Raw genomic sequence first — 22,311 nt, 5'->3', positions numbered from 1 at the left:
AAAAACATCTGTGAGTTTTGTTGAAGCTTCCATACAAAATTTAAACATTTTTACATAAAATTATCATTTGCTGATTATCTAAATTTTCTTGGCTAACAAACTATTGATACCTTAACTGACACTCAGTCAAGTCAAACAACTAGATCTCTAGTTTAATTTTTTTCTGTTGAGCTAAATAACCCTAATCTCTCAAACATTGATGTGATATATAGATTGTTCCAACTATCTCATTTATAAGTGAGAGCAATACATTGACAACTTGAGTGATATTAAAGTTTGTTCTTAGACAGAAGAAGGCTTATGACTAAGTGTTTAGGGGGTATTTTATTATATTCTATGATATCAATCGGAAATAAATAAACTGGCAGATTTCATTTTAAGTTTTAATTAACACAATAGAAACCGAAAATACCCGTATTTAAGCAAATTCTTAGAGTCATGGGTTCTGTTGGTGTACGCTGACAATAGTTTCTTTACTGACACCACTATTTTTTCAGATGAGAGTAGTGGTAGACCATAACCCAAGAGGAGAAGTTCCTTCTGCCTCCTGTCTGCATAAAATAGTTGAAGTGTTACTTTCCATAAGTCCTAAGTGGAAATATACCTATTAGGTAAGGTAAAATATCGCTGCATGTAACTGTCCGTCGCCTCTTGGACTTAATCTTTGTGGGTGACTTCCTCCTCAGTTGCCATAACACTCAATCAATCGATCATGCAACCACCCATTACAGTTGGCACTGTCTTGCAAAACCGTTACCGCATAATTCAAATTCTCGGACAGGGGGGATTTGGTAGAACCTATCTGGCAGAAGACCAGAGGCGCTTTAACGAACTTTGCGCGATCAAGGAATTGATTTCATCAGCAACGGAGGCTTTGGCTAGAGAGAAGGCACAAGAGCTTTTTCACCGAGAAGCTGCTATTCTGTATCAAATTGAACACCCACAAGTGCCAAAATTCCGTGAAAGATTTGAGCAAGACCAACGCTTGTTTTTGGTGGAGGATTACATTGCAGGTGAAACTTACCGAACTCTGCTAGAGCAGAAGCAAGCTGTGGGTCAAACTTTCACAGAAACTGAAGTATTGCAGTTAATACAGTCGTTGTTGCCTGTTTTAGAGCATATTCACAGCCGAGGGATTATTCATCGAGATATCTCGCCAGAAAATATTATTTTGCGAGATAGCGATGCTAAACCTGTGTTGATTGACTTTGGAGTGGTAAAAGAACTAGCAACGCGTTTGCGATCGCCAGATAGCCCAATGCCAGTGAGTACTGTGGGAAAATTAGGCTACTCTCCTAGCGAACAAGTGCAAACAGGAGGAGCTTATCCTAGTAGCGATCTGTATGCATTAGCGGTGACTGGAGTTGTTTTGCTGACTGGTAAAGAACCAACAGATCTATTCGATCAAAACCAACTAACTTGGAATTGGCAGCGGTGGGCAAATGTGAATCCGCGATTTGCTGTAGTGTTAAATCGAATGTTAAATCATCTACCGAGCGATCGCTATCAAAGTGCTGCTGATGTATCCCAAGCATTACAATCTTTGCAGCAACCCAGTGTCCCTACTGCCAATGTTTCCAATTTGCAGACAATGGCTGTGAGTCGTCGACCTGACTTGGTATCACCAGCAACTTCGCCCAAAAAACCTGCTCCGGTGATTCCACCAAGTCAGACTAGCTCAATCTTGGATAATCCCTTAGCGATCGCCGCAATTGCGATCGCTGTAGTTATCCTAGCGGGATTTGGTTCTTGGGCATTGGTAAGTTCTATTCGCAGTCAGTCAAAAGCACCACTAGATGAAAGGCTTCCCCAAAATTTTCCTTCACCAGTAATTTCTGGTGGTACTACATTAACGCCCACACCTACAGAAACACCCACGCCCACACCCACACCCACCAAAGAACAACCTGTTATATCTACCAAGCCTCTCAATCTTGGAGCATTTAACACTACTACAGTTGAAGGTATTCTCCAAGCAAATCAAATCAGCCGATACACTTTTGCGGGGCGAGCAGGAGCTAAATTAACTACATTTATTAACCCAGGAAGCAGCGTTTTACTAACAGTCTTAAACCCCAAGGGGCAATCAATTAATAATGCTCAGCCAGTTACATATTATGAAGGCACATTGCTAATTAGTGGTGTATATACGATTGAGTTAACTTTGCTTCCAGGCGTTGCCGAAAGCAATTACAATCTCAATATTGGATTAGAAAAACTGAGCAACCCAATTCCAACACAGACACCTCCACCAATTCCAACACAGACACCTCCACCAATTCCAACACAGACACCTCCACCAATTCCAATAGAGACACCCACACCAACTCCTATAGAGACGCCCGCACCAATTCCAACACAGACACCCCCACCAATTTCAACTCCAATTCCAACTCCAGAGATAGAAAACAATAATCCGCCTGTTGATGGTACACTCCAACCAATTCCTTCTCCAACAAATTCGCCCTAAATTTAGCAGTTTATACTCCCAATTAATGGATTTAGTTGTTTAAACTTTACCGAAATAAATTATTAGTTATTACTGGTAATTTTATAATCATTAATAACTAATAATGAAGAAAAAATTATAATTTAAGTAAATGGCAATAAATTAATAACCAAAAATATTTATAATAAAGATTCGATAATATTTCGCTACAGCAATCCTAAATTGTTAAACGCACTACTGATTACTGGAACTGATACCGAGGCTGGCAAAACTGTTTTAACCACAGCGTTAGCAGCCTATTGGCAAAAATATTACCCGCAGCGCACCTGGGGAATCATGAAACCGATTCAATCAGGGATTGGCGATCGCGAGTGGTATCAAAATCTATTCACATTAGAACAATCTGCCGAAGAAATTACACCTTTGTATTTTCAAGCACCCTTAGCTCCGCCGCTCGCCGCAGCTCGAGAAAATCGCCGAGTAGATTTAGCAGTGGTGTGGCAAGCTTTGTCTAAATTGCGATCGCAACGTGATTTTGTGCTTATAGAAGCCTTGGGTGGCTTGGGTTCACCAGTAACGGAGGAATTAACGGTAGCTGATTTAGCGGCAGAATGGCGTTTACCGTCGGTATTGGTGGTACCCGTGAGATTAGGAGCGATCGCTCAAGCCGTGGCGAATGTCGCATTAGCGAGACAATCGCGTGTGGATCTCAAAGGCATTGTTTTGAACTGTGTACAACCCCGTTCCGATGCAGAATTAGCCGACTGGACACCACCAGAATTGATTCAATCGTTAACTAATATCCCGGTTTTAGGTTGCTTACCCTATTTAGAAAACCCAACGGATTTAGATAAACTTGCTCAAATAGCCTCAGATTTAGATTTAGAAACACTAATATTTCAGAATGATTAAGCGATCGCGATCGCCTACTGCCGAATTTCTCACTAATAGGGTGTGGGAGGTGTGGGAGATGCTAGCGATCGACACGAAGCGCCCATTCTCAATTCCTCCTCATTCTCCCCACACTCCCCACACCCCTCAATTTCTCGGTTGTGAGAAATCCAGGCTACTGCCCTATATTAAGCAATTTCGCCATAGCCAGCCGTTGCAATTTGCCAGTAGCACCACGAGGTAGTCGATCTAAAATGTGAATTTGCTTGGGGACTTTGAAGTTTGCCAGCATCGTTGAACAGTGAGCTAAAAGTTCTTTTTCGCTAGCTTCTGCTTTGAGAACAACAGCGGCGTGAATATCTTCTCCTAAAGATTTGTGGGGAACGGCAAAGGCTAAGGCTTCAGCGACAGCAGGATGGCGTAGCAATATATCATCTACTTCTAAGGGAGAAATTTTTTCCCCACCCCGGTTAATCAATTCTTTTATCCGTCCAGTCAGGCGAAGATAGCCATCTTCATCAAGTGTGCCTTGATCCCCTGTACGAAACCAACCATTGACAAAAGCAGTGGCGTTGGCTTCTGGGTTATTTTCATAGCCATCAATGACATTGGGTGCTTTTACCACCACCTCCCCTAAACTTCTTTGGGGGAGGAGATTGCCTTCAGAGTCCACAATCCCGACTTCGACGCCGAAGCCATAACCGACAGTACCCGGTTTCCGGGTTTTTGGTGGTAAGGGGTTGGTGGTCATTAAGTGAGAAGCTTCAGTCATGCTGTAAGATTCCACCACAGGTGCATTGAGAGTTGCCTCTAGTTGTTCAATGATAATTGGGGGCAAAGAAGCGCTACTAGAGCGAACAAAACGGAAGCGATTTGCTTGAACAATTTCTGTGTTGCGACTAGCACGTGCCAGAATTGTCTGGTGCATAGTTGGTGCTGCGGAATACCAAGTAGGTTTATAGGTTTCTACCAGTTTCCAAAACTCTAGGGCATTAAAACCATTGGGACAAACCAGTGTACCGCCAGATCCCAGAGTTGCCAACAAACAGCCCACCAATCCGTGAACGTGGAATAAGGGCATTAAGCAAAGTGTAGTGTCATCTGGGGTGAGAGAATAAGCACCAATAATATTATTAGCAGAGGCCACGAGATTGCGATGGCGAATCGGCACCCGTTTAGGACGACTCGTTGTGCCGCTGGTGTGGAGAATCATCGCTACATCGTCAGCCGAAGGCGAGGGAGAAGAGGCGGAGGGGCGGAGGGGAACTTGCAGTAAGTTTTTCTGTTCTGGCTCTTTCTCATGTCCGATGCCCAATGCCCCATGCCACATGCTTAATTCAAAGCTCAAAGTACCATCAGCGTTGACTTTAGCATTAATCAGCATTATATCAGGTGTGAGGGCGGCAATGGCTGCTTCTGGTTCACCTGAGAGTGTAATCAGTGCTTTTGCTTGAGTATCTGCGTAGTAGAAGGCAAATTCTTCTTGCTTGTATTTGGGATTCAAAGGTGCTGCTGTAGCACATAAAGCAGCAGCCAGAAAAGTAATTGCCATTGGGGAACCATTAGTCATGGCAATGGCAATGCGTTCGCTTTTTTGCAATCCAAAGCTGTAGAGTTGGGATGCCAGTCCAACAACATTTTCGCGCAATTGCTTATAGGTTAGCGATCGCCCCTCAGGTGTAACCAAGGCTAAATGATTGTCTTCTCCAGCTAACAGATCAAATAAGTTCATTCAAAACCTCCAAAAGCGATTGATTAGAAGTAAGAGACAGTCTTGATGAAACGAATTTCACAAGCCTTAGATGAAAAAATTTTACTCACCACTTTCAAGTCAGAGAGAGAGGAAAAAGACTAGTAGTTCGCCAAGGAAACTTGGCGGGGAAAAGGGTAAAGGGGAAAGGGTAAGGGGTAAAGGTTTTAATCCCTTCCCCTTTCCCCTTTTCCCAGTCCAAACCTAGCAATTTTGGGTTGGCAAACTACTAGTTTCCCTATGCCCCATTCCCTTCAGGAGTGCTGAGTAGGGAATTTCAGTTTTTTACTCAGAACGGGCTAAACGCCCCGCTACCGCTAACGGAACTTGGAACTGTTTTGCCCCATTCCCCATTAAGTTTTCTGCAAAAATAAAAAGCTAAAATTAATTAAATACTGTGTCTGTGACTACTAAAAATCAGAAAAAACTTTTTCAGCAGCTAAACCAAATCGATAAATATGGATCGTCGGAAATTTCTTAACTATGTCACTTTAGCAGGATCTAGCTTTGCCTTAACTAGTTGTATTCAAGGCAAAAATTCCAACTTACCCAGTGAGATATCTCCTTCAGCATCGCCTGTAGTAGTAAATGAACCTCTGAAAGTGGGATTTGTTTATGTCGGACCTGTGGGTGATTTTGGCTGGACTTATGCCCATGATTTAGGTCGCAGACACATGGAAGCCAATCTTCAAGACAAGGTAAAAACTACCTTTGTTGAAAATGTTAATGAAGGTGCTGATGCTGAAAAAGTAATTCATCAATTAGCATTAGATGGTAATAAGTTGATTTTCACAACTTCCTTTGGCTACATGAACCCAACAATGAAAGTTGCCAAGGATTTTCCTAATATTATCTTTGAACATTGTACAGGATACAAACGTGCTGTTAATGTTGGCACTTATTTGGGACGCTTTGAAGAACCCCGTTACTTAACCGGTATGATTGCTGGCAAGATGACAAAATCAAATGTAATTGGTTTTATTGGTGCATACCCAATTCCGGAAGTAATTCGAGGAATAAGTGCATTTACTCAAGGAGTACGGCTAACAAATCCTCTGGCAAAAGTGAAGGTACTTTGGGTGCAAACTTGGTACGATCCAGCTAAAGAGAGAGAAGCGGCTCAAGCTTTGGTCAATTTAAGTGCGGATATCCTGACGCAGCATACCGACTCTGCTGCTGTTGTCCAATTGGCTGAGGAAAAAGGCATCTACGCTTTTGGACATAACACTGATATGAGCAAGTTTGGCGAAAAAGCTCACCTAACATCAGTTGTTAATAAATGGGGGAAATTTTACACAGATAAAGCCTTAACTGTAATGACTAATACTTGGAAGTCTCAAGATGTTTGGGATGGTATTAGTGAAGGAATGGTAGATATTTCTCCAATGAATCAGGTGATTCCATCTGATGTACAACAATTAGTAAATGCAAAGCGCGATGAATTTATTCAAGGTACTGCACATCCTTTTGATGGACCAATCAAAGACCAAAAAGGCGTGGTGCGAGTACCAAAAGGTAAGGTATTAAATGATAAGCAACAACTGGCAATGGATTGGTATGTTGAAGGAATTGAAGGGTCAATTCCTAAGCAAAAATTATAGTTTTGCGAAACAATACTCAACTGTTGAACATGTACCCCAATCCGAAAAAGCGCAATTTTAGCTTATTGTTTAGTGCCAATTTCCTGTTGTAATGCAATAAGGAACTGACAAATAAAAAAATATTCCACTGCTCACAGTCAACAGTCAACAGTCAGCAACTTTAAGCGGTTGTTTTTATTTCTTGGAGTTCCCTAATGACAAGTTGTGTGCGATCGCGTAAATTCAAGCTAATTGCAGATACTAACCGCGATGAGATTGGGCGCTGGATGGGTGGAATTGGCTACTATCACAACAATTTACTAGTCAAGGAAGAGGTAAAGGGGAAGGGGAGAACCACATACAGAATAAATAGGCTTGAAATATGCTGTATTTAGCCACCAAGTCCAAGCTTCTGGAAAAATCAAGCCAGCCAAGTCACGCACAAGTTCAATATGTGTTACAACAACTGCATGAAATACCTTGTACACTAAGATTCCGCCTGAATGCTGGCTCTAATTTTGTGTTGGTAGACTAAAGGAATGCTAAATGCCTAAATGGAAACTAGTAACAGAATTTACATTTGATAGTGCCCATTATATCAAAGATTACAAGGGTCCATGTGGTCGAATGCACGGACACACCTACAAAGTGCGAATTGAAGCAACATCATCACAGTTACACTCTTCAGAATACTGTCCCCATTCGGTTATGGTGACAGATTTTAGAACCTTACGCTGGGCTAAAAAAGACGTTACAAAAGGGGGTCTAGATCATTGTGTTCTTAATGATGTATTACCTCCTGAGTATGAAACGACAGCGGAGATGATTGCCAAATATATCTATGATGAAACTAAGAAGCAAGTCCCTTCTAATGTACAACTAAAGGTTGCAGTATCAGAAACTCCCAATTCTTGGGCAGAGTATGAAGATGATTAACAATTCAACATTCAAAATTCAAAGATTACCTAACGGTAATCAAACCGGATAAAAAGCGATCGCTATTTTGTCTGAAAATCTCTGACTGAGGATCAAAATATGCATCTAACACACTCTACGGTAATTCTATTTTTACTTGATAAATAGTCTCTTAATTAATTTAAAAATTTCGTCAAGCGATCGAATTATGTAATTTAAAAGCACATTATGATATTACCTGGATTTATAGTTAATCTTGAAGGTATCTGGTAAAATTTAGTAAATCAAGATTGCGAAAGAATTAGGGCATCAAGTTTATTAAGCTAGAGAGCGCTTGATATTTGCTGAATTTATACAAAAGACCAAGTGCATAAGTTATAGACTGTCATAAACATTCTCGATTTGGCAAAAATAAGACTTGTTTTTCTCTTATGATCAACCAATTTTCAAAAAATATGAGACTATAGAAATGTGAAGACAGCCGGAAAAATGTGAGTCAGCAAGATAAACTCTTAGGAAAAATTCTCTCTGGGACTTCTGATACAGACATCCCTTTTGCCCAATTGTGGCAACTCTTATACAAACTAGGCTTTGATGAACGGATTCGTGGCGATCATCGTATTTTTGTCAAAGATGGTGTTGAGGAAATATTAAACCTGCAACATAAAAGAGGAAAAGCCAAAAGCTATCAAGTTAAACAAGTTCGTGCAGTAATTCTCAAGTATCAGCTAGGAAGTAAAAATGATATTTCGCTATGAAATTAGCCTCTACTGGAGTAGAGAAAATGAAGCTTTTATTGCCGAAGTACCAGAATTACCCGGCTGTGCTGCTGATGGTGAGACTTATCAAGAAGCTCTGCATAATGTAGAACTTGTGATGGAGGAGTGGATAGAAACAGCTAAGGATTTAGGGCGTTCAATTCCTGAAGCTAAATCGCGTTCGGTATCCATCTAATACCATTTTGGATTTGAGATTTTGCTTTTTCAAATCAAGTACATCTACAATAAAAAGAATTGGTAGGTCTACTTTTAAGTAGTTGGTTTTTAGCAATCATTCCAATTAAATAACAGGCTAATTAATTCTCAGTCCCATAATAACTAAGTCTCGTTCAACACTGTCAAGTTCAGCAACTTTAGGCAAATGTCCCCAGTGTTCAAACCCAAATGTTTCAAACAGCTTTAAACTTGGTTGATTGTGAGCAAAAATGAAACATACTAAAGTTTTTAAACCCAAATTAGAACTTTCGTGAATTGCTTGTGCTAAAAGTTGCCTTCCTAAACCACGACGATGATAGTTAGGGGCTATGTAAATACTAATTTCAGCAGTCTTACTATAGGCAGGTCGCCCGTAAAAGGACTGGAAACTAAGCCACCCAGCAATTACTCCTTCTACTTCGATTACCCAAAGTGGCCGTTTTGAAGGCGATCGCCCTTTAAACCAAGCAAGGCGGCTTTCCACAGATACCGGCTCTAAATCAGCAGTTGCCATGCGGGTGGGAATTGCAGAATTGTAAATTGCTACAATTGTAGGCAAATCAGTTTCAGTCGCATGACGAATAATCATTGCTGCTGTCTCAGAGAAATCTTCAGAAAATATTTAAAAGTTTTCTTTTGCATGAGGTACAAAGCTACGGGTTGGGAGACAGGAGACAGGAGATAAAAAGACTTTTTCTATTACGATTTTGAATTTTACATTTTCTACCTAATTTACTTGCAAACTGCTGTAATTAAGCACGTGCTAGTAAAGGAGCAGCAGCTAGTAAAGTTTTGGTATAAGGGTGCTGAGGATTAGCGAAAATCTTTTTTGTATCACCGATTTCAACAATTTTACCGCCATTCATAACGGCAATTCGATCGCACAAAAATCTAGCTAACCAAAGATCGTGAGTAATGAACAAATAAGTTAACTCAAACTCTTCTTTTAATTGCAACATCAAATCCAGCACTTGTGACTGCACGCTAGCATCCAACATACTTACTGGTTCATCGCAAATCAAAAGTTTAGGATGAGTAATCAAAGCACGAGCGATCGCTACTCGTTGCTGTTGTCCTCCAGACAAATCTGATGGATAACGCTCATAATACACCTGTGGCGGTGTTAAGCCAACTTTTTCTAACATCCACAAAACTTGTTCTTTTGCCTTAATGGCATCGGCAAGATTATGAATAAATAAAGGATCGGCTATACTTTGTCCTACTGTCATCGCTGGATTGAGACAAGCATGGGGGTCTTGAAAGACCATTTGTATTTGTCGCCTTGAGGAGCGAATTTCTTGACGCGACAGTTTAGTTAAATCTTTCCCTAAAAACTCAACTTTGCCAGCTGTAGGACGAATTAGTTGCAAAATTGTTCGTGATAATGTACTTTTACCGCAACCTGATTCTCCCACTAAGCCAAGAATTTCTCCTGGATAAAGATCCAGGTTAATACCATCTACTGCTTTGATTGTCTGCTCTTGTCTGTTAAACAGTTTTTCGATAAAGTTAGGCTCTATGCTGTAGTATTGCTTGAGTTCTGTAACACTCAGAATTGGGGATTTCTCATTAATATTCGGTAATTGCTTTGATTCGTCATTAACAAGTATTAATTCGCCACTATCATCTACTGCTTGAATGTGTAAAGCTGCTTTTAAGAGCGATCGCGTGTATTCATGTTGTGGTTGTCTAAATACACTTTCTGTAGAACCCATTTCTACCATCTTGCCGTGGTACATGACGCCAATCCGATCGCAATACTCAGCAACCATTGCTAAATCATGAGAAATTAGCAGTAATCCCATGTTTTCTTCACCGCACAGGCGAGTTAATTCTTGTAATATCTGCGCGGAAACGGTGACATCTAAACTAGTGGTGGGTTCATCAGCAACAATGAACTTGGGATTGAGGAGTAAAGCTAGAGCGATCGCTACCCTTTGTCGCATTCCGCCGCTAAACTCATGAGGATATTGATTCCAGCGGCTGGCGGGAATATTTACCTTTGCTAATGTTGCAAGTGCTTTTTCTTTGGCTTGCGATGTTGATAATTCTGGTGAGTGTGCTTGCAGGGTTTCGATACAATGCTTACCAATGGTCATCAGCGGATCGAGGCGTGTCATCGGATCTTGAAAAATTAAGGCGATCGCTTCTCCGCGAAATTTCCGCAACTGCTTAGGCGTCAAGTCAAACACCGACTGTCCTTGAAATATCACTTTTCCCTCAATGCGACTAGCGGCTGGTAGTAAGCGCATTACTGCACGTCCAATAGTTGATTTCCCACAACCCGACTCTCCTACCAATCCCATTCTCTCACCTCGTTGTAGAGTGAAAGATACATCATCAACTGCCCAGCTTAATTCTTCTCCACTTCGTTGAGGATAGGCAACTCGGAGATTTTCGATACAAAATAAGGCTTCACTCATACTTAGTTATCAGCCCTGAGCTACCAGTTTCAATAATTTCAAATTTCAGATAGTTTAGCAGATTATTATTAAATCTCCCTTGTGAAAACATTTTGAGTGTCTTAGAGAATGCCTTTTGCAAGGTTTGTAGTAAGCACTTTAGTGCTTAAAAAGTCAAAGAATAAGGGAACTCCAGGTAATAAATTATCCCATATGAAGTTGGTGACTGTGGTTACTGAATCTCGACTCACTTCGACGCTGCTCAGTGCAAGTCGCTCGATTTGAGCGTTGGTCATTGAGCGTAGCCGAAATGAACCGAAATGAGCCGAAGTGTTGACTGTGAACAGGGGAATATTTTTTTATTTGTCAGTCCCTTAATGTTCATGCTATTGATGATGATCCGTTGTGCCTTGCTCACTTTCTAGCAGTCGTGAAATCAGCACATCTGGTTTTCGACTCATCACAGATTGAACTTTATCAATGGCAATTACTTCTTTGATTTGTACAACCATTTCCCAAAGAGTATCTTCCTCTGTTTCTTTGTTGTAAGTTCTGTGTTTAAACCACAACAAATCATCCCAAACTCCGATAATTGTCGCAAAATACCACTTTTCTCGTATTAGTATCCAGATTTCTTGTTCTAAGTAAGTCTGTAGAAGAGATTTCACAATGGCTAAGATAATAAAAAATATTGTGCTACATATTAAGTAAGCATTAACAGATTGTACAACAGTAAAAATACTGTGATTATTTTGTATAATTATTTTTGGAAAATATTAAAAAATTTGGGGAACTCCTATATCTTTATAAATAATCCGATTTTTATCTAAATTACCCAGTATTTATGTGACTTGAAAGTTAATTCAACTCACCAAACTTAGGACTCCACCAACCTTTTTGTGTAGAAAAATAAGCCACATCTTGATGTTTTTTATCTTGACGAGATTGAGGATTGGAACACCGGAGCATTGTCTTGCTCTGTCCTTCCTTAATGTAGCTGTACTCCTGTAATGGCTTTTTACATACTGGGCAAGAGTATGAAGTTGACTTCACTGGAGGCTTGGGAATACTTTCATCCTTGTGTGCTTTGTTTCGAGGTTGTTCCCAAGTTTTATTAATGTCATTCCAAAAAAGGACAACGTTTTCACAGCCGCTAACACATTTAAGAAAGTACTTCTTTTTGACCTTGCTGCTCTTAATTTTGGCGAGAAAACTTTTGCATTCAGGGCAGCGAGTTTTGGAAGTTTCATATTTGCGTTCTTGCCCTGGTGAAACTTTGTTTAGAGATGCAGCGCCAGCAACTACAGTTTTGGCTTTTGCTAAAGCTGGTGCAAAGTATTCTTGATTCCAAGTACTTAAGTATTGCTGCCAGCCTTGTTTGCCAACTGCGATCGCATCTAGAGCATCTTCCATCTTAGCTGTGAATTCTGCCTCTAATAAATCCGGTAACGCCTTCTCTAAGAAAGCATCAACTTCTAACCCCAAAGCCGTTGGTTGGAGATGATCCTTTGTCAACTGCACATAATCCCGCTTCTTCAGGGTGGCGACAGTGGGAGCGTAAGTACTAGGACGACCAATACCTTTACGCTCCATGAGTTGCACTAGTTTCGGTTCACTGTAGCGAGGCGGTGGTTGGGTCTGTTTTTTCTCATGCTGTGCATTCTTTAAGGTGACTATCTGTCCCTGTCGCAACTCAGGTATAACAGTATCTTTACTGAGATTATTCCAGTACCGCGCATAACCGTAGAACTCAATTACCTGTCCATGACACAACCACAGCAGATTTCCTGACTGAGTGATTACTTGAGTTTTACGCAATTGCGCCGCCCGACATTGAGAAGCAATTGCGCGTTTCCAAATCATCACATACAGATTAAACTCATCAGTTGGCAGTTCTTCTCGCAACTGGGCTGAAGGACGGAAAACATCTGTTGGGCGGATAGCTTCATGCGCTTCTTGAGCGGATTTTGCACTGCGATGTTTGGCTAAGAACTGCGGTACATTCTGCGGGTCATTTTGCTCCAACCACTGACGCGCACTAGTACAAAACTCTGGACTTAACATCACCGAATCTGTTCGCATATAGGTGATTAGCCCAGCCTCATAAAGCTTTTGGGCTACTTGCATGGTTTTGTCTGGAGAAAATCTCAGCTTGGAACCGGCTGCTTGTTGGAGGGTGGAGGTGGTGAATGGCGGAGGTGGTTGGCGATTAACTATTTTCCCCTCAGCTTTGATTACCTGATGAGGATGGTGGCGTGCTTCTTCAACTAACCTGTTGGCTTCTGCTTCCGAGAGAACCCGCTTGCTTTCGGGGACTTGTGTAGTATTTACTGCTGCATCATCATCCGTTTCAGTTTTTTGTTCTGGTGTATCTGAGTCAGAATTTGCTGCCCCTTTGTAGAAAGCCCGAAATCCTTCCGCGTAATCTACCCAGACACTCCAGTAATCTTGGGGTACAAATATTTGAATTTCTCTTTCGCGCTGACAAATCAAGTGTAATGTGGCGCTTTGAACTCGACCAACGCTTTTTGCGCCATTGTTTAATGCCCAAACTAGGGGACTTCCCTTGTAGCCGACTAATTTATCGAGACAATCGCGGCATAGTCCCGCCCCGACTAAGTTAACATCTAGTTTTCTGGGTTTAGCGATCGCTTCTCGAACTGCTGAGGCTGTAATTTCCGTGTAAATTACCCGTTTTGGCTCTTTTAATCCCAGCACTTCCTTCAGATGCCAAGCGATGGTTTCTCCCTCTCGGTCTGGGTCAGTGGCGATGACAACTTCATCAACCTGTTTGACGGCAGCTTTTAGTTGCTGAATGGTTTCCTTGGCTCGTTGGTCGCGGGGAATATAATTGCACTTGACGCTACTACCATCCATGCTGAAGCCTAATGAATCTTCGCCTTCATTGCTCAGTTCGCGGATATGGCCGCAGCTAGCACGAACAATCCATTCTGAACCGAGGATTTGACTGAGTTTTTTGACTTTTCCGGGAGATTCGACTACAAGAAGGCGTTTGGGCATAGCACCTGCGCTGAATAGTGCTTTAGATAGGCAATTGCATATTTTAGTATATAGGTACTATTATGGTTGGCTATTTTAAGAATTTTTACAGTTACAGCTATTTTCAGGTATGTTTTTCTCTCACGCAGATGAGAGCTACAGCTTCACTCTCAGCGTCCAGCGGCGCGACGGGTCGCTGTCGCAGTTGTATTGAAGAGCTGTTACGTTGTTTTCAGTACTTCTTCCCCCAGCAATAGTGAGACATTTGTTGGTTTGCACATTCCTAATCTGATAAACACCAGCGCCAGTCACATCGGTTATTCTCCAAGTGCGCGACGCATCGCTGTCGCACTCGTATTGAAGGGCTGTTACGTTGTTTTCGGTACTTCTTCCCCCGGCAATAGTGAGACATTTGTTGGTTTGCACATTCCTAATCTGATAAATACCTGCGCCAGTGACATCAGTTATTATCCAACGGCGCGACGGATCGCTGTCGCAGTCGTATTGGAGTGCCTCGACGTTGTTTTCGGTACTTACTCCCCCGGCAATAGTGAGACATTTGTTGGTTTGCACATTAATCAGCATCAGTTCGTTGGCGGAGGTCTCAGCAAGTGAGACAGAGGAAAAGACGGCAGCTAGCAGTCCTACCGCAAATAAGCCGGCTGAGGCCAAATCGTCGGGCTGGCGACAAAATATCCATCATGATGTTTCTCCTTTTGGTGGCGTGTGTCGAATAGATCAAATATTTTCTGGCAAACTAATATCTTTAATCACGGCACGAGCCTGTATTTTCGCAATTTAGCTAAAAACTTTACAGTTAGAGAAATAAATTGCAGCGAAATGGGCGGTTAGAAACCGCGTCTACACAAACAAAACCCACCTCCGTGGGTTTCAAGCCCTTAATTTGACTTTAGTCCGCGCAGGGGGACTTTGGTTGTGTAGCTGCTAATTCTATTTGCCAAGGCTTAAGTTGACAGCAATTAACCCCTAGAAATGTACAAAGAATTTGGGATAATTTATTCTCTGGAAGTCCCTAAGGACGCAATGAAGTCGCACTGTGCGTCTCACTTTTTGACTGGGCTTTATACCCTGCCTCCGTGGGTTAATTTTTTATCCTAGTGAGGTATATTTGCGTGGGATGATGGAGAAAGCTTAAGTGAGCGATCGCTAGTTTGGAGAATAGCTTTATCAAGCGCCTAAGTTCCCAGTCCCCTGAAGAGATATGAGTTACCCAAACACACCAATTCATCAACCTGGACTAGTTCTCACACCTGGTTCAGAAGGCTGGTGGGATTCCGAACGAGTCTCTTCACCACAAGTCTTGTACTGTCCCGATGGAACCTGGAAAATGTGGTATTACGGTCGGGATGCCTCGTTCGATCGCCAAATCAATTTACCTACTGGTCGCTGTGGTTTAGCAGTTTCTGCTGATGGAATTGATTGGCAACGCGTTCAGGGATTATTAACTATGGGGGCTGTCTTTGAACCTCACCCAGATTCGCATCGGTTTGACTCAGCTCATGTTGGTGTGAGCAATGTCTACTTTCACGATGGTCTTTATTGGATGTGGTATTTTGGTGGCGATCGCACAGTTGTCGATATGGGAGGCTTCAAAGCTAAGGGGTTAAATATGCGCCCCGGTTGCGCTATCTCCCGTGATGGCATCAATTGGGTACGCTTGGAAGGTAATTATCAAGGAGCTTTTCTTGATGTAGGCAAAGTAGGGGAGTTTGATAGTTTGTTTTGTGCCTGGCCACAAGTGTTAGTTGATGATGGAACGTGGAAATTGTACTATCACACCTTAAATCCTGAAAGAGGGTTTTTAGTCGGTTTAGCTGTTTCTACCGATGGTTTTCGCTGGGAAAAAGTCGGTGAGATTTTAGCAGCAGGTGAGTCTGAAAGTTTTGATGAGCGAGGCATTGGTACTCGCCATGTCTTGAAAATAAACGGACAGTACCTAATGTTCTATGAAGGCGTTAACACCAGTGGTTATCACTCCATTGGTCTAGCTATTTCTGAGGACGGGATTCATTGGCAAAAAGAGAAAGGGGAGCAAGCGGGAGGTTCAATCTTTTCTCATGCTCAAAAGGATTCTGGTCGCTGGGATGCACGCGCAGTAGGGACACCTTGTGTAGTCACAATGGATGATGGCAGTTTCCGTATGTACTACATTGGTGCAAACGAAGGTGGCCACGATGAACTATCTTCACAGCACCAAATTGGTTTAGCTGTGAGCGCCGGAACCAATTTTCGCCAGTGGTATCGCTGGGGAGAATAGTAAGCCGTTACGCATAAAACTAGTAGTCTACCAACCCAAAAATGCTAAGTGAGGACTGGGGAAAGGGGAAAGGGAAAAGGGTAAGAGATTTAAACCCTTTCCCCTTTCCCCCTTACCCTTTACCCCGCAAAGTTCACTTGGCGAACTACCAGTACATTTACCACATGACTGGTAACTGATGAATGTTAACCGTCAACAGTCGACGATTATCAACACTTCTCTACGAAACGCTGGGCGAAAGCTATGGAGCCTCGAAAAGAGCGATCGCTCTTTTGCTACTAATTCTGTTTGGACGCATTCCACATCATAAAATTGAGTGGTTGTGGAGAGGGAATTAATTTTGACAACTGACAACATAATTAAACTCGACCAGTTTTTAAAGCTGGTGGGTATAGCCTCAACTGGAGGGCAAGCCAAACTGATGATTCTTGATGGCGATGTTAAGGTCAATGGCACAGTTGAAATCCGGCGGGGACGAAAATTAGTATCAAGCGATCGAGTAACAATACAAGGGCGAACTTTTGAGGTTGGTGATGTCATCAAATAAATAATGGCGATCGCAGGGCTGCTTGCTCTGTGAATTACTTAACTGTGGATTTCTGTTTGTGTTTACCTAAAATTGTTTTGCTTGTACCCCAAATACCTAAAGCTAGTATTCCTAATGTAAATGAAGGTTCAGGAATAGAGTCAACTCGGCGAAACTCAATCGGCGTAGCGAAAAGCAAATTACCATTAGCCCCAAAAATCTTGTCTAAAGAGTCGATGCCATTTATTTTGACAGTGACACTAGAAACCACCTTACCGCCAGAACTTGTTGGACAGCCATTGGGAGAGTTATTCCCAATGTAGTCAGTCGGTTCCCAGAAAAGTTCTAAGTTGCAGCTTGTTGATAAAACTTTGCTTGAGTCAACGATATGTTCTGACTCTGGCCGATTACATAATCCAGTAAGAGAATAGTTGGTATCAAACGCACGAATGCTGAGATTCACTGCTGAATTGTCTTGGCTAAAAGAATAAAGACGGAAGCGATTAATACTTTTTTGTTCAAGATAAATATTCTCTGTTCCAGTTACAGAGTCAGTATTGGTCAATTCCACATTACAACTTGACAGAGTAATCAGTGGAACAGAAGGATTAGTTGCCACTTGTTGGGAATTATTGAACAAACCAGTAAACCACTGCGCTACTTGCTTAACCTGTGTCTCAAGTGGTGGTGCAGTAATGGCAGTAGCGCGAGTTCCCTGAACAAATGTCAATGCTGAAAACAAAGCTGTCAGAGTATATACTTTGACGAGATTCATAAATTAATCCAACATCCGAAACCTCAAAGTATTTTATCTTACTATTGCTGCGACTTTTAGCAATATCGTTTACGTTTAATTTTTAATTTTTAATTGTTAACCTCTCTTTTACCTTGTGCCTTCACCAGCTAAATTATTTGATACTGGCTTTCGACTACAATACAGCACCAAAAGTACAAACAATCCCATTCCTGCTAGATATTTAATCGGATCTGGTACGTTAGGATTTGGTGAAAAAAAGCCTTCGATCGTACCTGCAATAATCAACATTGGTACAATCCCAAATACTAACTGCACTGCCTGAGAACCATAAAATTTCAGTGCATCTCCACGGCGATATTTTCCCGGAAATAAAATTGCTCTTGCTAATAAAAATCCCGCACCTCCAGCAAAAAAGATTGCGGGTAATTCTAAGGAACCATGCGGAAATACAAAAGCCCAAAAAGGATAAGCCAAATTATTTTGACCAACTAAAGTACCAACAGCACCAATTAATAAACCATTAAATACCATCAAATAAGCTGTGTATGCCCCAGCTGTGAAGCCCCCAGCGACAGCCGCAAAGGACACCGATAGGTTATTGATCGTGATACTGCTCGATGCCAGAGGCTCAATGCCGACAATTGACCCCATCCACAATTTATGCTCATCTCGCACCTTGGTAATCAAGCTTTCAGGTACGATCGAGGACATAAAGCTAGGATTTTGCCAAGAATACCACCAAGCTACTAATCCACCCAGTAGAAACAGCGCCGTTGCAGCAGCAATATATACAAATGTTTTCTGGATTACAAATGGTAATCCCCAACGGTAAAATTCTAAGATTGCTTGCCATTCCTGTCGCCGCGAACCTTGGTAAATCTGCGTATAGGCACGAGTTGTTAAAGATTGTAAACTTTGGATCAAAGTATTGCTGATTTGCTGCGTGCGGGCGCGGGCTAAATCTGCCGCTACTGAACGATACAAACTAGCTAACTCTCTAATTTCCGCCGCCTTTAGAGACTTTAGCCCTTTTTTTTCTACTTGCTTTAATAAGGCATCCAAACGCTGCCAATTTGGTTCTCGTCGTGCAATCCAACGTTGAATATTCATGAATTTTGGGAACACTGAGTTTAACTTAGCTTAAGATAGCCTCAAATTCAGATCCGTACTTTCAAGGGAAATTTGGTATTATGTCTGAAAACTTTGGATCTTCCGCTCACATACAACCACTGAGTATTGGTAACGTTGTCAGTGCTGCGGTGCGACTGTATCGTTCTCATCTCAAGACTTATCTTAATCTGGCCGCGATCGCTCACTTGTGGATTATAGTTCCCATCTATGGCTGGGCAAAGTATGCAGCCATTTCAGGATTAATTTCTCGCTTGGCCTTTGGAGAATTAGTTTACCAACCAGAAAGTGTCCAAACTGCTAGCAGCCATATTAATCAACGTTTGTGGTCATTTTTAAGAGTTGCTTTCCAAGTAGGAATATCTGTGCTGGTAATTTATTTTGGATTAGCGATCGTTGGGGGTATCTTCACTGCCTTACTGGGAATACTATTAGGAAGCATATTAGGTGGTAATACAGGTACTGTATTACTTACAACCACACTGGCAATAATTGTAACAGTAATTATTATGGTATTGGGACTAACCTGGTTTTACTCGCGTTGGGTAGTAGCTGAAGTACCCCTCGCAGTTGAGGAAAATATTAATGGCGGGGAAAGTGTCGCTAGAAGTTGGGAGTTAACTAAAGACTCAGTATTTCGCATTCAGGGTGTCGTTGTAGTTGCTTTTCTCGTGACACTACCTTTGATATTTGTATTAAACTATTTACCTAGCTTATTCCTTATCAGGCTTGAGCAAGGCTCTGCTCTCTACTCCATTGTCTATCTTATTTCTTGGATTGGCAGCTTAATAGGTGGAGTTTTAATCATGCCATTTTGGCAAGCACTAAAAGCTGTTTTATATTTTGACTTGCGTAGTCGGCGTGAAGGTTTGGGTTTGCAGTTACGAGAACCCCCCTCACAAGATTTTCGTTAAGTCAACACCTAAGTTCAACTCTCTTAATTTTCAATTACTTCAAATATGCGCTTTTTTAATCGCATTACATTCCAGACTCCAGAAAGTGTAGAGTTGGAATTTACTCTAGCAGGAATCGGCAATCGAGCTTTTGCACTCCTAATTGACTATACACTTTTGGGTATAAGTTTGCTCATGCTTGTGTTGTTATGGACTTTTTTCTCAACACAACTGTTCAATTTTCTAGAAGATTTTTTTAACAATGGTCAGTTAGGACTTTGGTTGTTAGCAATATTCTTCATTATCGCCTTTGCAATTTACATTAGCTATTTTGTATTTTTTGAAACCCTATGGTTTGGACAAACCCCTGGTAAACGCATTGCTAAAATTCGCGTGGTTCGAGATGATGGTAGACTTATCGGGCTACAACAAGCAACCCTACGCGCCTTACTGCGACCCTTTGATGAGACTTTGTTTATTGGGGCTTTTTTAATTATGTTAGGTAGCCGCGAAAAGCGTTTGGGTGATTTGGCAGCTGGAACAATTGTAATTCAAGCTCAACCAACCACCGCATCAGCAACATTGACAATTTCCGCACCAGCAAAGATACTTCACGAGGAGTTACTACAAACTGCTAATTTATCTCAATTGTTGCCTGATGATTTTGCTATTATTCGTGAGTATTTGCAGCGACGTAGTGCAATGTCATTAAAAGCAAAAGCATCGCTATCTTTAAAGTTAGCTGAGCAAGTTATAGCTATTATTAATTTAGAAAAGTTGCCAGAAGGCATAACACCTGATGTCTTTTTAGAAGCTATTTATCTTGTCTATCAACACCAAGAATTTTAGATTGAAAAAACTCAGGAAGAAATCCTAGTTCGTGGTGATTAATTCATCGCTGATTGAGGATAAATTAGTCTTAGATTATATCAACGATCGCGGTTGCGGCTTGAGTGGAATCGCGATCGCAAACTCAGCGCCTTCTCCTGGTGCTGAAATACACTGGATTTGCCCATTGTGTTTTTTGACAACAATTTGGTAACTAATTGATAGCCCCATACCCGTGCCTTTACCCACAGGCTTCGTCGTGAAAAAGGGATCAAATAACCGTCTGCGTATTTCCTCTGTTATCCCTGGGCCATTGTCAGCAATGCGAATAATTAGGGGTTGCTGAAAAAGTATGAAAAAGCAATTCTTTTGGGTTGACTAGTTATTCAAGCAAAATGAAAGATAAGCTTTTGTTGTCTCTAATTCAGAAAATAATAACTTTCAGTTATAGGAAACTGCAAAAAAGGTGCAGTTTTCAAAAATAGACATAAAAAAGCATAAAACACGCGCGACAGGTGAGTAGAAAGATTCATCACTAAAAAAGTAATAGCAATTGCAGTTTCAGAAGTATGGGAAAGTTTCGCCATCACTCGATTGAGGCTAAACCTTCTTTTAGCTTGCCCAAATTTTCCTTCAATACAATTACGAATTTTCTCAGATTCTAAATCTTGTTTCTTTTTTTCTTTACTAAGATTAGCAGGTGGTCTTCCCAAAGGAGGGCCACTGATGATAATACCTCTTTCTTTGCACCAAGCTCTATTCTCTCTTGTGCGATAAATTTTATCTACATGAACCGATTCTGGATAATAGCCAGTATAATTTTTATATGCTTCTACTTGTGCTTTTAAGTCTCCTGATTCATTAAAATTATCCCAACTAATATGGTCTAAAAATACATATCCATCAAAATAACTAGCTGATAATTTTGCCCCAAATTCCACGGCTTTCCCAGCTTTTCCACGGACAATTGGACGGATATGTGGTTGGCTTAAACTAACGATTCGGTCATCAATACTCTGTTTTTTATTTTCATACAACCATAGTTGTTGACGATAAACTTCTACAACTACAAGCAACATTTTATATTGTCTAGTACTTAGTTTTTCTAGAGTTGCTCCTGTTCTGATTAGCTGGTCAATATGAGATAAGTTTCTTTTGATATATTGAAGCTGCTTTTTAATCGCTTTTTTCCTATCTTTTTGGGATACACGACGCTTTTTAGCGACTTCTAAGTAGTCAATTCTTGCTATTTCCCGATAAGTCCTTGGTTTTTTCTCTAATGTACCTTTTATCTGTTCATAAAGAAGGTCTATTATTTGTTCTGTCTGTTTTCTTGCTTGGTTCAATAGCTCGAAATCTGTTGGATAGCTGATGTCTGCTGGCGCACAAGTCGCATCTAATATTAATTCTCCCCGATTTTTTGGCGTGTTATCTTCTTTTTCTAATTCTTCTTTTTTTTTTTGAGTTGATTCAGTTGATTCAATTGATTCAGTTGCTAAAGTCGAAGATGTTGTCTCTAGTATCCTCTTAACAGTTTCTTGATTTACTTTGTTTACTAATTCTGCACTAATTCTTTCACGAAAATGGACTAGCATCGATGCATTAAATGGAGCTTCATTAATATAGGATGACATCCCTATGAAGTACTGTAGATAAGGGTTTTCCTTGATTTGTTCTACTGTCTCTCTATCACTTATTCCTAGTTTTTCTTTGATTATTAATGCCCCTAATGCCATCCGAAATGACTTTGCTGGCGCTCCCATCTCTACAGAGAACCCGGATGAATATTCCTCTTCAAATTCTGCCCAGGGTATTAAATTCGCCAGAATAATCCAACGATTATCTGATGACAACTTGCCTGAAAACGGAAATTCAAAGTTCTCTGGTGAGATTGGATTTTGCCCCTGTTTTCGGTACATGGTTACAAACAGCACACTTGT

21 protein-coding genes and 1 pseudogene are annotated in these 22,311 nt (G+C 41.2%); 12 read left to right on the top strand and 10 right to left on the bottom strand.

Annotated elements, in window-relative coordinates; translation table 11 throughout:
* The first annotated feature begins 712 nt into the window (after positions 1–712).
* Positions 713–2,470, top strand: a complete 1,758-nt coding sequence (locus ACFG4S_RS29370) for a protein kinase (protein ID WP_392532417.1) — start codon at positions 713–715, stop codon at positions 2,468–2,470.
* 201 nt (positions 2,471–2,671) lie between these two features.
* Positions 2,672–3,361, top strand: coding sequence for a dethiobiotin synthase (bioD, locus tag ACFG4S_RS29365; RefSeq protein ID WP_392532416.1), 690 nt, complete (start codon positions 2,672–2,674; stop codon positions 3,359–3,361).
* A gap of 154 nt (positions 3,362–3,515) precedes the next feature.
* Here the strand turns inward: bioD and ACFG4S_RS29360 are convergent, their stop codons facing one another.
* A complete protein-coding gene (locus ACFG4S_RS29360) occupies positions 3,516–5,072 on the bottom strand; it encodes an acyl--CoA ligase (RefSeq protein WP_392532415.1) in 1,557 nt (518 codons plus the stop codon).
* 476 nt (positions 5,073–5,548) lie between these two features.
* Between ACFG4S_RS29360 and ACFG4S_RS29355 the strand changes: the two genes are divergently transcribed.
* The 5 genes from ACFG4S_RS29355 to ACFG4S_RS29335 all read left to right on the top strand — a co-directional run bounded on the left by ACFG4S_RS29355 (position 5,549) and on the right by ACFG4S_RS29335 (position 8,539).
* Positions 5,549–6,691 (top strand): BMP family ABC transporter substrate-binding protein, encoded by a 1,143-nt coding sequence (locus tag ACFG4S_RS29355; RefSeq protein WP_392532414.1) that lies wholly within the window; start codon positions 5,549–5,551, stop codon positions 6,689–6,691.
* A 194-nt stretch (positions 6,692–6,885) separates the two neighbouring features.
* Positions 6,886–7,065, top strand: a complete 180-nt coding sequence (locus ACFG4S_RS29350) for a hypothetical protein (protein WP_392532413.1) — start codon at positions 6,886–6,888, stop codon at positions 7,063–7,065.
* A 151-nt stretch (positions 7,066–7,216) separates the two neighbouring features.
* Positions 7,217–7,606 carry a 6-pyruvoyl tetrahydropterin synthase family protein gene (locus ACFG4S_RS29345; RefSeq protein WP_392532412.1) on the top strand — a complete coding sequence of 130 codons (390 nt, stop codon included), beginning with the start codon at positions 7,217–7,219 and terminating at the stop codon, positions 7,604–7,606.
* 470 nt (positions 7,607–8,076) lie between these two features.
* Positions 8,077–8,343, top strand: coding sequence for a type II toxin-antitoxin system HicA family toxin (locus ACFG4S_RS29340; RefSeq protein ID WP_392532411.1), 267 nt, complete (start codon positions 8,077–8,079; stop codon positions 8,341–8,343).
* The gene (locus ACFG4S_RS29335; RefSeq protein ID WP_392532410.1) at positions 8,327–8,539 is read left to right on the top strand and encodes a type II toxin-antitoxin system HicB family antitoxin; all 213 of its coding nucleotides are present in this window, start codon (positions 8,327–8,329) and stop codon (positions 8,537–8,539) included. The genes ACFG4S_RS29340 and ACFG4S_RS29335 overlap by 17 nt, the downstream gene beginning before the upstream one ends.
* A 117-nt stretch (positions 8,540–8,656) precedes the next feature.
* Here the strand turns inward: ACFG4S_RS29335 and ACFG4S_RS29330 are convergent, their stop codons facing one another.
* From ACFG4S_RS29330 to ACFG4S_RS29310, 5 genes are all read right to left on the bottom strand, one after another.
* Positions 8,657–9,148 carry a GNAT family N-acetyltransferase gene (locus ACFG4S_RS29330; protein ID WP_392532409.1) on the bottom strand — a complete coding sequence of 164 codons (492 nt, stop codon included), beginning with the start codon at positions 9,146–9,148 and terminating at the stop codon, positions 8,657–8,659.
* Between the two features lie 163 nt (positions 9,149–9,311).
* Positions 9,312–10,982, bottom strand: a complete 1,671-nt coding sequence (locus tag ACFG4S_RS29325) for a dipeptide ABC transporter ATP-binding protein (protein ID WP_392532408.1) — start codon at positions 10,980–10,982, stop codon at positions 9,312–9,314.
* Between the two features lie 365 nt (positions 10,983–11,347).
* The gene (locus ACFG4S_RS29320) at positions 11,348–11,629 is read right to left on the bottom strand and encodes a hypothetical protein (protein ID WP_392532407.1); all 282 of its coding nucleotides are present in this window, start codon (positions 11,627–11,629) and stop codon (positions 11,348–11,350) included.
* 190 nt (positions 11,630–11,819) lie between these two features.
* Positions 11,820–13,982, bottom strand: coding sequence for a type I DNA topoisomerase (gene topA / locus ACFG4S_RS29315; RefSeq protein WP_392532406.1), 2,163 nt, complete (start codon positions 13,980–13,982; stop codon positions 11,820–11,822).
* Between the two features lie 135 nt (positions 13,983–14,117).
* Positions 14,118–14,546 (bottom strand): RICIN domain-containing protein, encoded by a 429-nt coding sequence (locus tag ACFG4S_RS29310; protein ID WP_392536106.1) that lies wholly within the window; start codon positions 14,544–14,546, stop codon positions 14,118–14,120.
* Positions 14,547–15,183: 637 nt separating this feature from the next.
* Here ACFG4S_RS29310 and ACFG4S_RS29305 point away from each other — a divergent pair.
* From ACFG4S_RS29305 to ACFG4S_RS29295, 3 genes are all read left to right on the top strand, one after another.
* Positions 15,184–16,239 (top strand): glycosyl hydrolase, encoded by a 1,056-nt coding sequence (locus ACFG4S_RS29305; protein WP_392532405.1) that lies wholly within the window; start codon positions 15,184–15,186, stop codon positions 16,237–16,239.
* Between the two features lie 182 nt (positions 16,240–16,421).
* Complete coding sequence (locus tag ACFG4S_RS29300) at positions 16,422–16,577, top strand: hypothetical protein (RefSeq protein WP_392532404.1); 156 nt, start codon at positions 16,422–16,424, stop codon at positions 16,575–16,577.
* Positions 16,578–16,594: 17 nt separating this feature from the next.
* Positions 16,595–16,786, top strand: coding sequence for an RNA-binding S4 domain-containing protein (locus ACFG4S_RS29295; protein WP_392536105.1), 192 nt, complete (start codon positions 16,595–16,597; stop codon positions 16,784–16,786).
* Between the two features lie 34 nt (positions 16,787–16,820).
* On the opposite strand, the gene ACFG4S_RS29290 is transcribed toward ACFG4S_RS29295, so the two are convergent.
* Together ACFG4S_RS29290 and ACFG4S_RS29285 are read right to left on the bottom strand one after the other, a co-directional pair.
* Complete coding sequence (locus ACFG4S_RS29290) at positions 16,821–17,540, bottom strand: chromophore lyase CpcT/CpeT (RefSeq protein WP_392532403.1); 720 nt, start codon at positions 17,538–17,540, stop codon at positions 16,821–16,823.
* A 108-nt stretch (positions 17,541–17,648) separates the two neighbouring features.
* Entirely contained in the window at positions 17,649–18,632 is a 984-nt protein-coding gene (locus ACFG4S_RS29285) for a stage II sporulation protein M (RefSeq protein WP_392532402.1), read from the bottom strand.
* An 80-nt stretch (positions 18,633–18,712) separates the two neighbouring features.
* Between ACFG4S_RS29285 and ACFG4S_RS29280 the strand changes: the two genes are divergently transcribed.
* Positions 18,713–19,564 carry a hypothetical protein gene (locus ACFG4S_RS29280; RefSeq protein WP_392532401.1) on the top strand — a complete coding sequence of 284 codons (852 nt, stop codon included), beginning with the start codon at positions 18,713–18,715 and terminating at the stop codon, positions 19,562–19,564.
* Positions 19,565–19,609: 45 nt separating this feature from the next.
* A complete protein-coding gene (locus tag ACFG4S_RS29275) occupies positions 19,610–20,392 on the top strand; it encodes an RDD family protein (RefSeq protein ID WP_392532400.1) in 783 nt (260 codons plus the stop codon).
* 75 nt (positions 20,393–20,467) lie between these two features.
* On the opposite strand, the pseudogene ACFG4S_RS29270 reads toward ACFG4S_RS29275, so the two are convergent.
* Both ACFG4S_RS29270 and ACFG4S_RS29265 read right to left on the bottom strand, forming a co-directional pair.
* Positions 20,468–20,707: pseudogene (locus ACFG4S_RS29270) on the bottom strand (sensor histidine kinase); the annotation flags it as partial.
* Positions 20,708–20,790: 83 nt separating this feature from the next.
* Positions 20,791–22,290 carry an IS5 family transposase gene (locus tag ACFG4S_RS29265; protein WP_392530881.1) on the bottom strand — a complete coding sequence of 500 codons (1,500 nt, stop codon included), beginning with the start codon at positions 22,288–22,290 and terminating at the stop codon, positions 20,791–20,793.
* Between the last annotated feature and the right edge of the window lie 21 nt (positions 22,291–22,311).

This window comes from Nostoc sp. C117, from assembly GCF_043099735.1.
Classification (GTDB): Bacteria; Cyanobacteriota; Cyanobacteriia; order Cyanobacteriales; family Nostocaceae; genus Nostoc.
The sequence above is the reverse complement of the archived record's forward strand: the minus strand, read 5'-3'. Positions and strand labels throughout refer to the sequence as shown.

Bases quoted from the DNA above. Each gene is read 5' to 3' on its own strand.
- ACFG4S_RS29285 (WP_392532402.1), bottom strand. From the start codon at position 18,632: ATGAATATTCAACGTTGGATTGCACGACGAGAACCAAATTGGCAGCGT.
- topA (WP_392532406.1), bottom strand. From the start codon at position 13,982: ATGCCCAAACGCCTTCTTGTAGTCGAATCTCCCGGAAAAGTCAAAAAA.
- ACFG4S_RS29275 (WP_392532400.1), top strand. From the start codon at position 19,610: ATGCGCTTTTTTAATCGCATTACATTCCAGACTCCAGAAAGTGTAGAG.
- ACFG4S_RS29280 (WP_392532401.1), top strand. From the start codon at position 18,713: ATGTCTGAAAACTTTGGATCTTCCGCTCACATACAACCACTGAGTATT.
- ACFG4S_RS29330 (WP_392532409.1), bottom strand. From the start codon at position 9,148: ATGATTATTCGTCATGCGACTGAAACTGATTTGCCTACAATTGTAGCA.
- ACFG4S_RS29265 (WP_392530881.1), bottom strand. From the start codon at position 22,290: ATGTACCGAAAACAGGGGCAAAATCCAATCTCACCAGAGAACTTTGAA.
- ACFG4S_RS29355 (WP_392532414.1), top strand. From the start codon at position 5,549: ATGGATCGTCGGAAATTTCTTAACTATGTCACTTTAGCAGGATCTAGC.
- ACFG4S_RS29335 (WP_392532410.1), top strand. From the start codon at position 8,327: ATGATATTTCGCTATGAAATTAGCCTCTACTGGAGTAGAGAAAATGAA.
- ACFG4S_RS29350 (WP_392532413.1), top strand. From the start codon at position 6,886: ATGACAAGTTGTGTGCGATCGCGTAAATTCAAGCTAATTGCAGATACT.
- ACFG4S_RS29360 (WP_392532415.1), bottom strand. From the start codon at position 5,072: ATGAACTTATTTGATCTGTTAGCTGGAGAAGACAATCATTTAGCCTTG.
- ACFG4S_RS29310 (WP_392536106.1), bottom strand. From the start codon at position 14,546: ATGCTGATTAATGTGCAAACCAACAAATGTCTCACTATTGCCGGGGGA.
- ACFG4S_RS29345 (WP_392532412.1), top strand. From the start codon at position 7,217: ATGCCTAAATGGAAACTAGTAACAGAATTTACATTTGATAGTGCCCAT.
- ACFG4S_RS29305 (WP_392532405.1), top strand. From the start codon at position 15,184: ATGAGTTACCCAAACACACCAATTCATCAACCTGGACTAGTTCTCACA.
- ACFG4S_RS29370 (WP_392532417.1), top strand. From the start codon at position 713: ATGCAACCACCCATTACAGTTGGCACTGTCTTGCAAAACCGTTACCGC.
- ACFG4S_RS29325 (WP_392532408.1), bottom strand. From the start codon at position 10,982: ATGAGTGAAGCCTTATTTTGTATCGAAAATCTCCGAGTTGCCTATCCT.
- ACFG4S_RS29300 (WP_392532404.1), top strand. From the start codon at position 16,422: ATGTTAACCGTCAACAGTCGACGATTATCAACACTTCTCTACGAAACG.
- ACFG4S_RS29290 (WP_392532403.1), bottom strand. From the start codon at position 17,540: ATGAATCTCGTCAAAGTATATACTCTGACAGCTTTGTTTTCAGCATTG.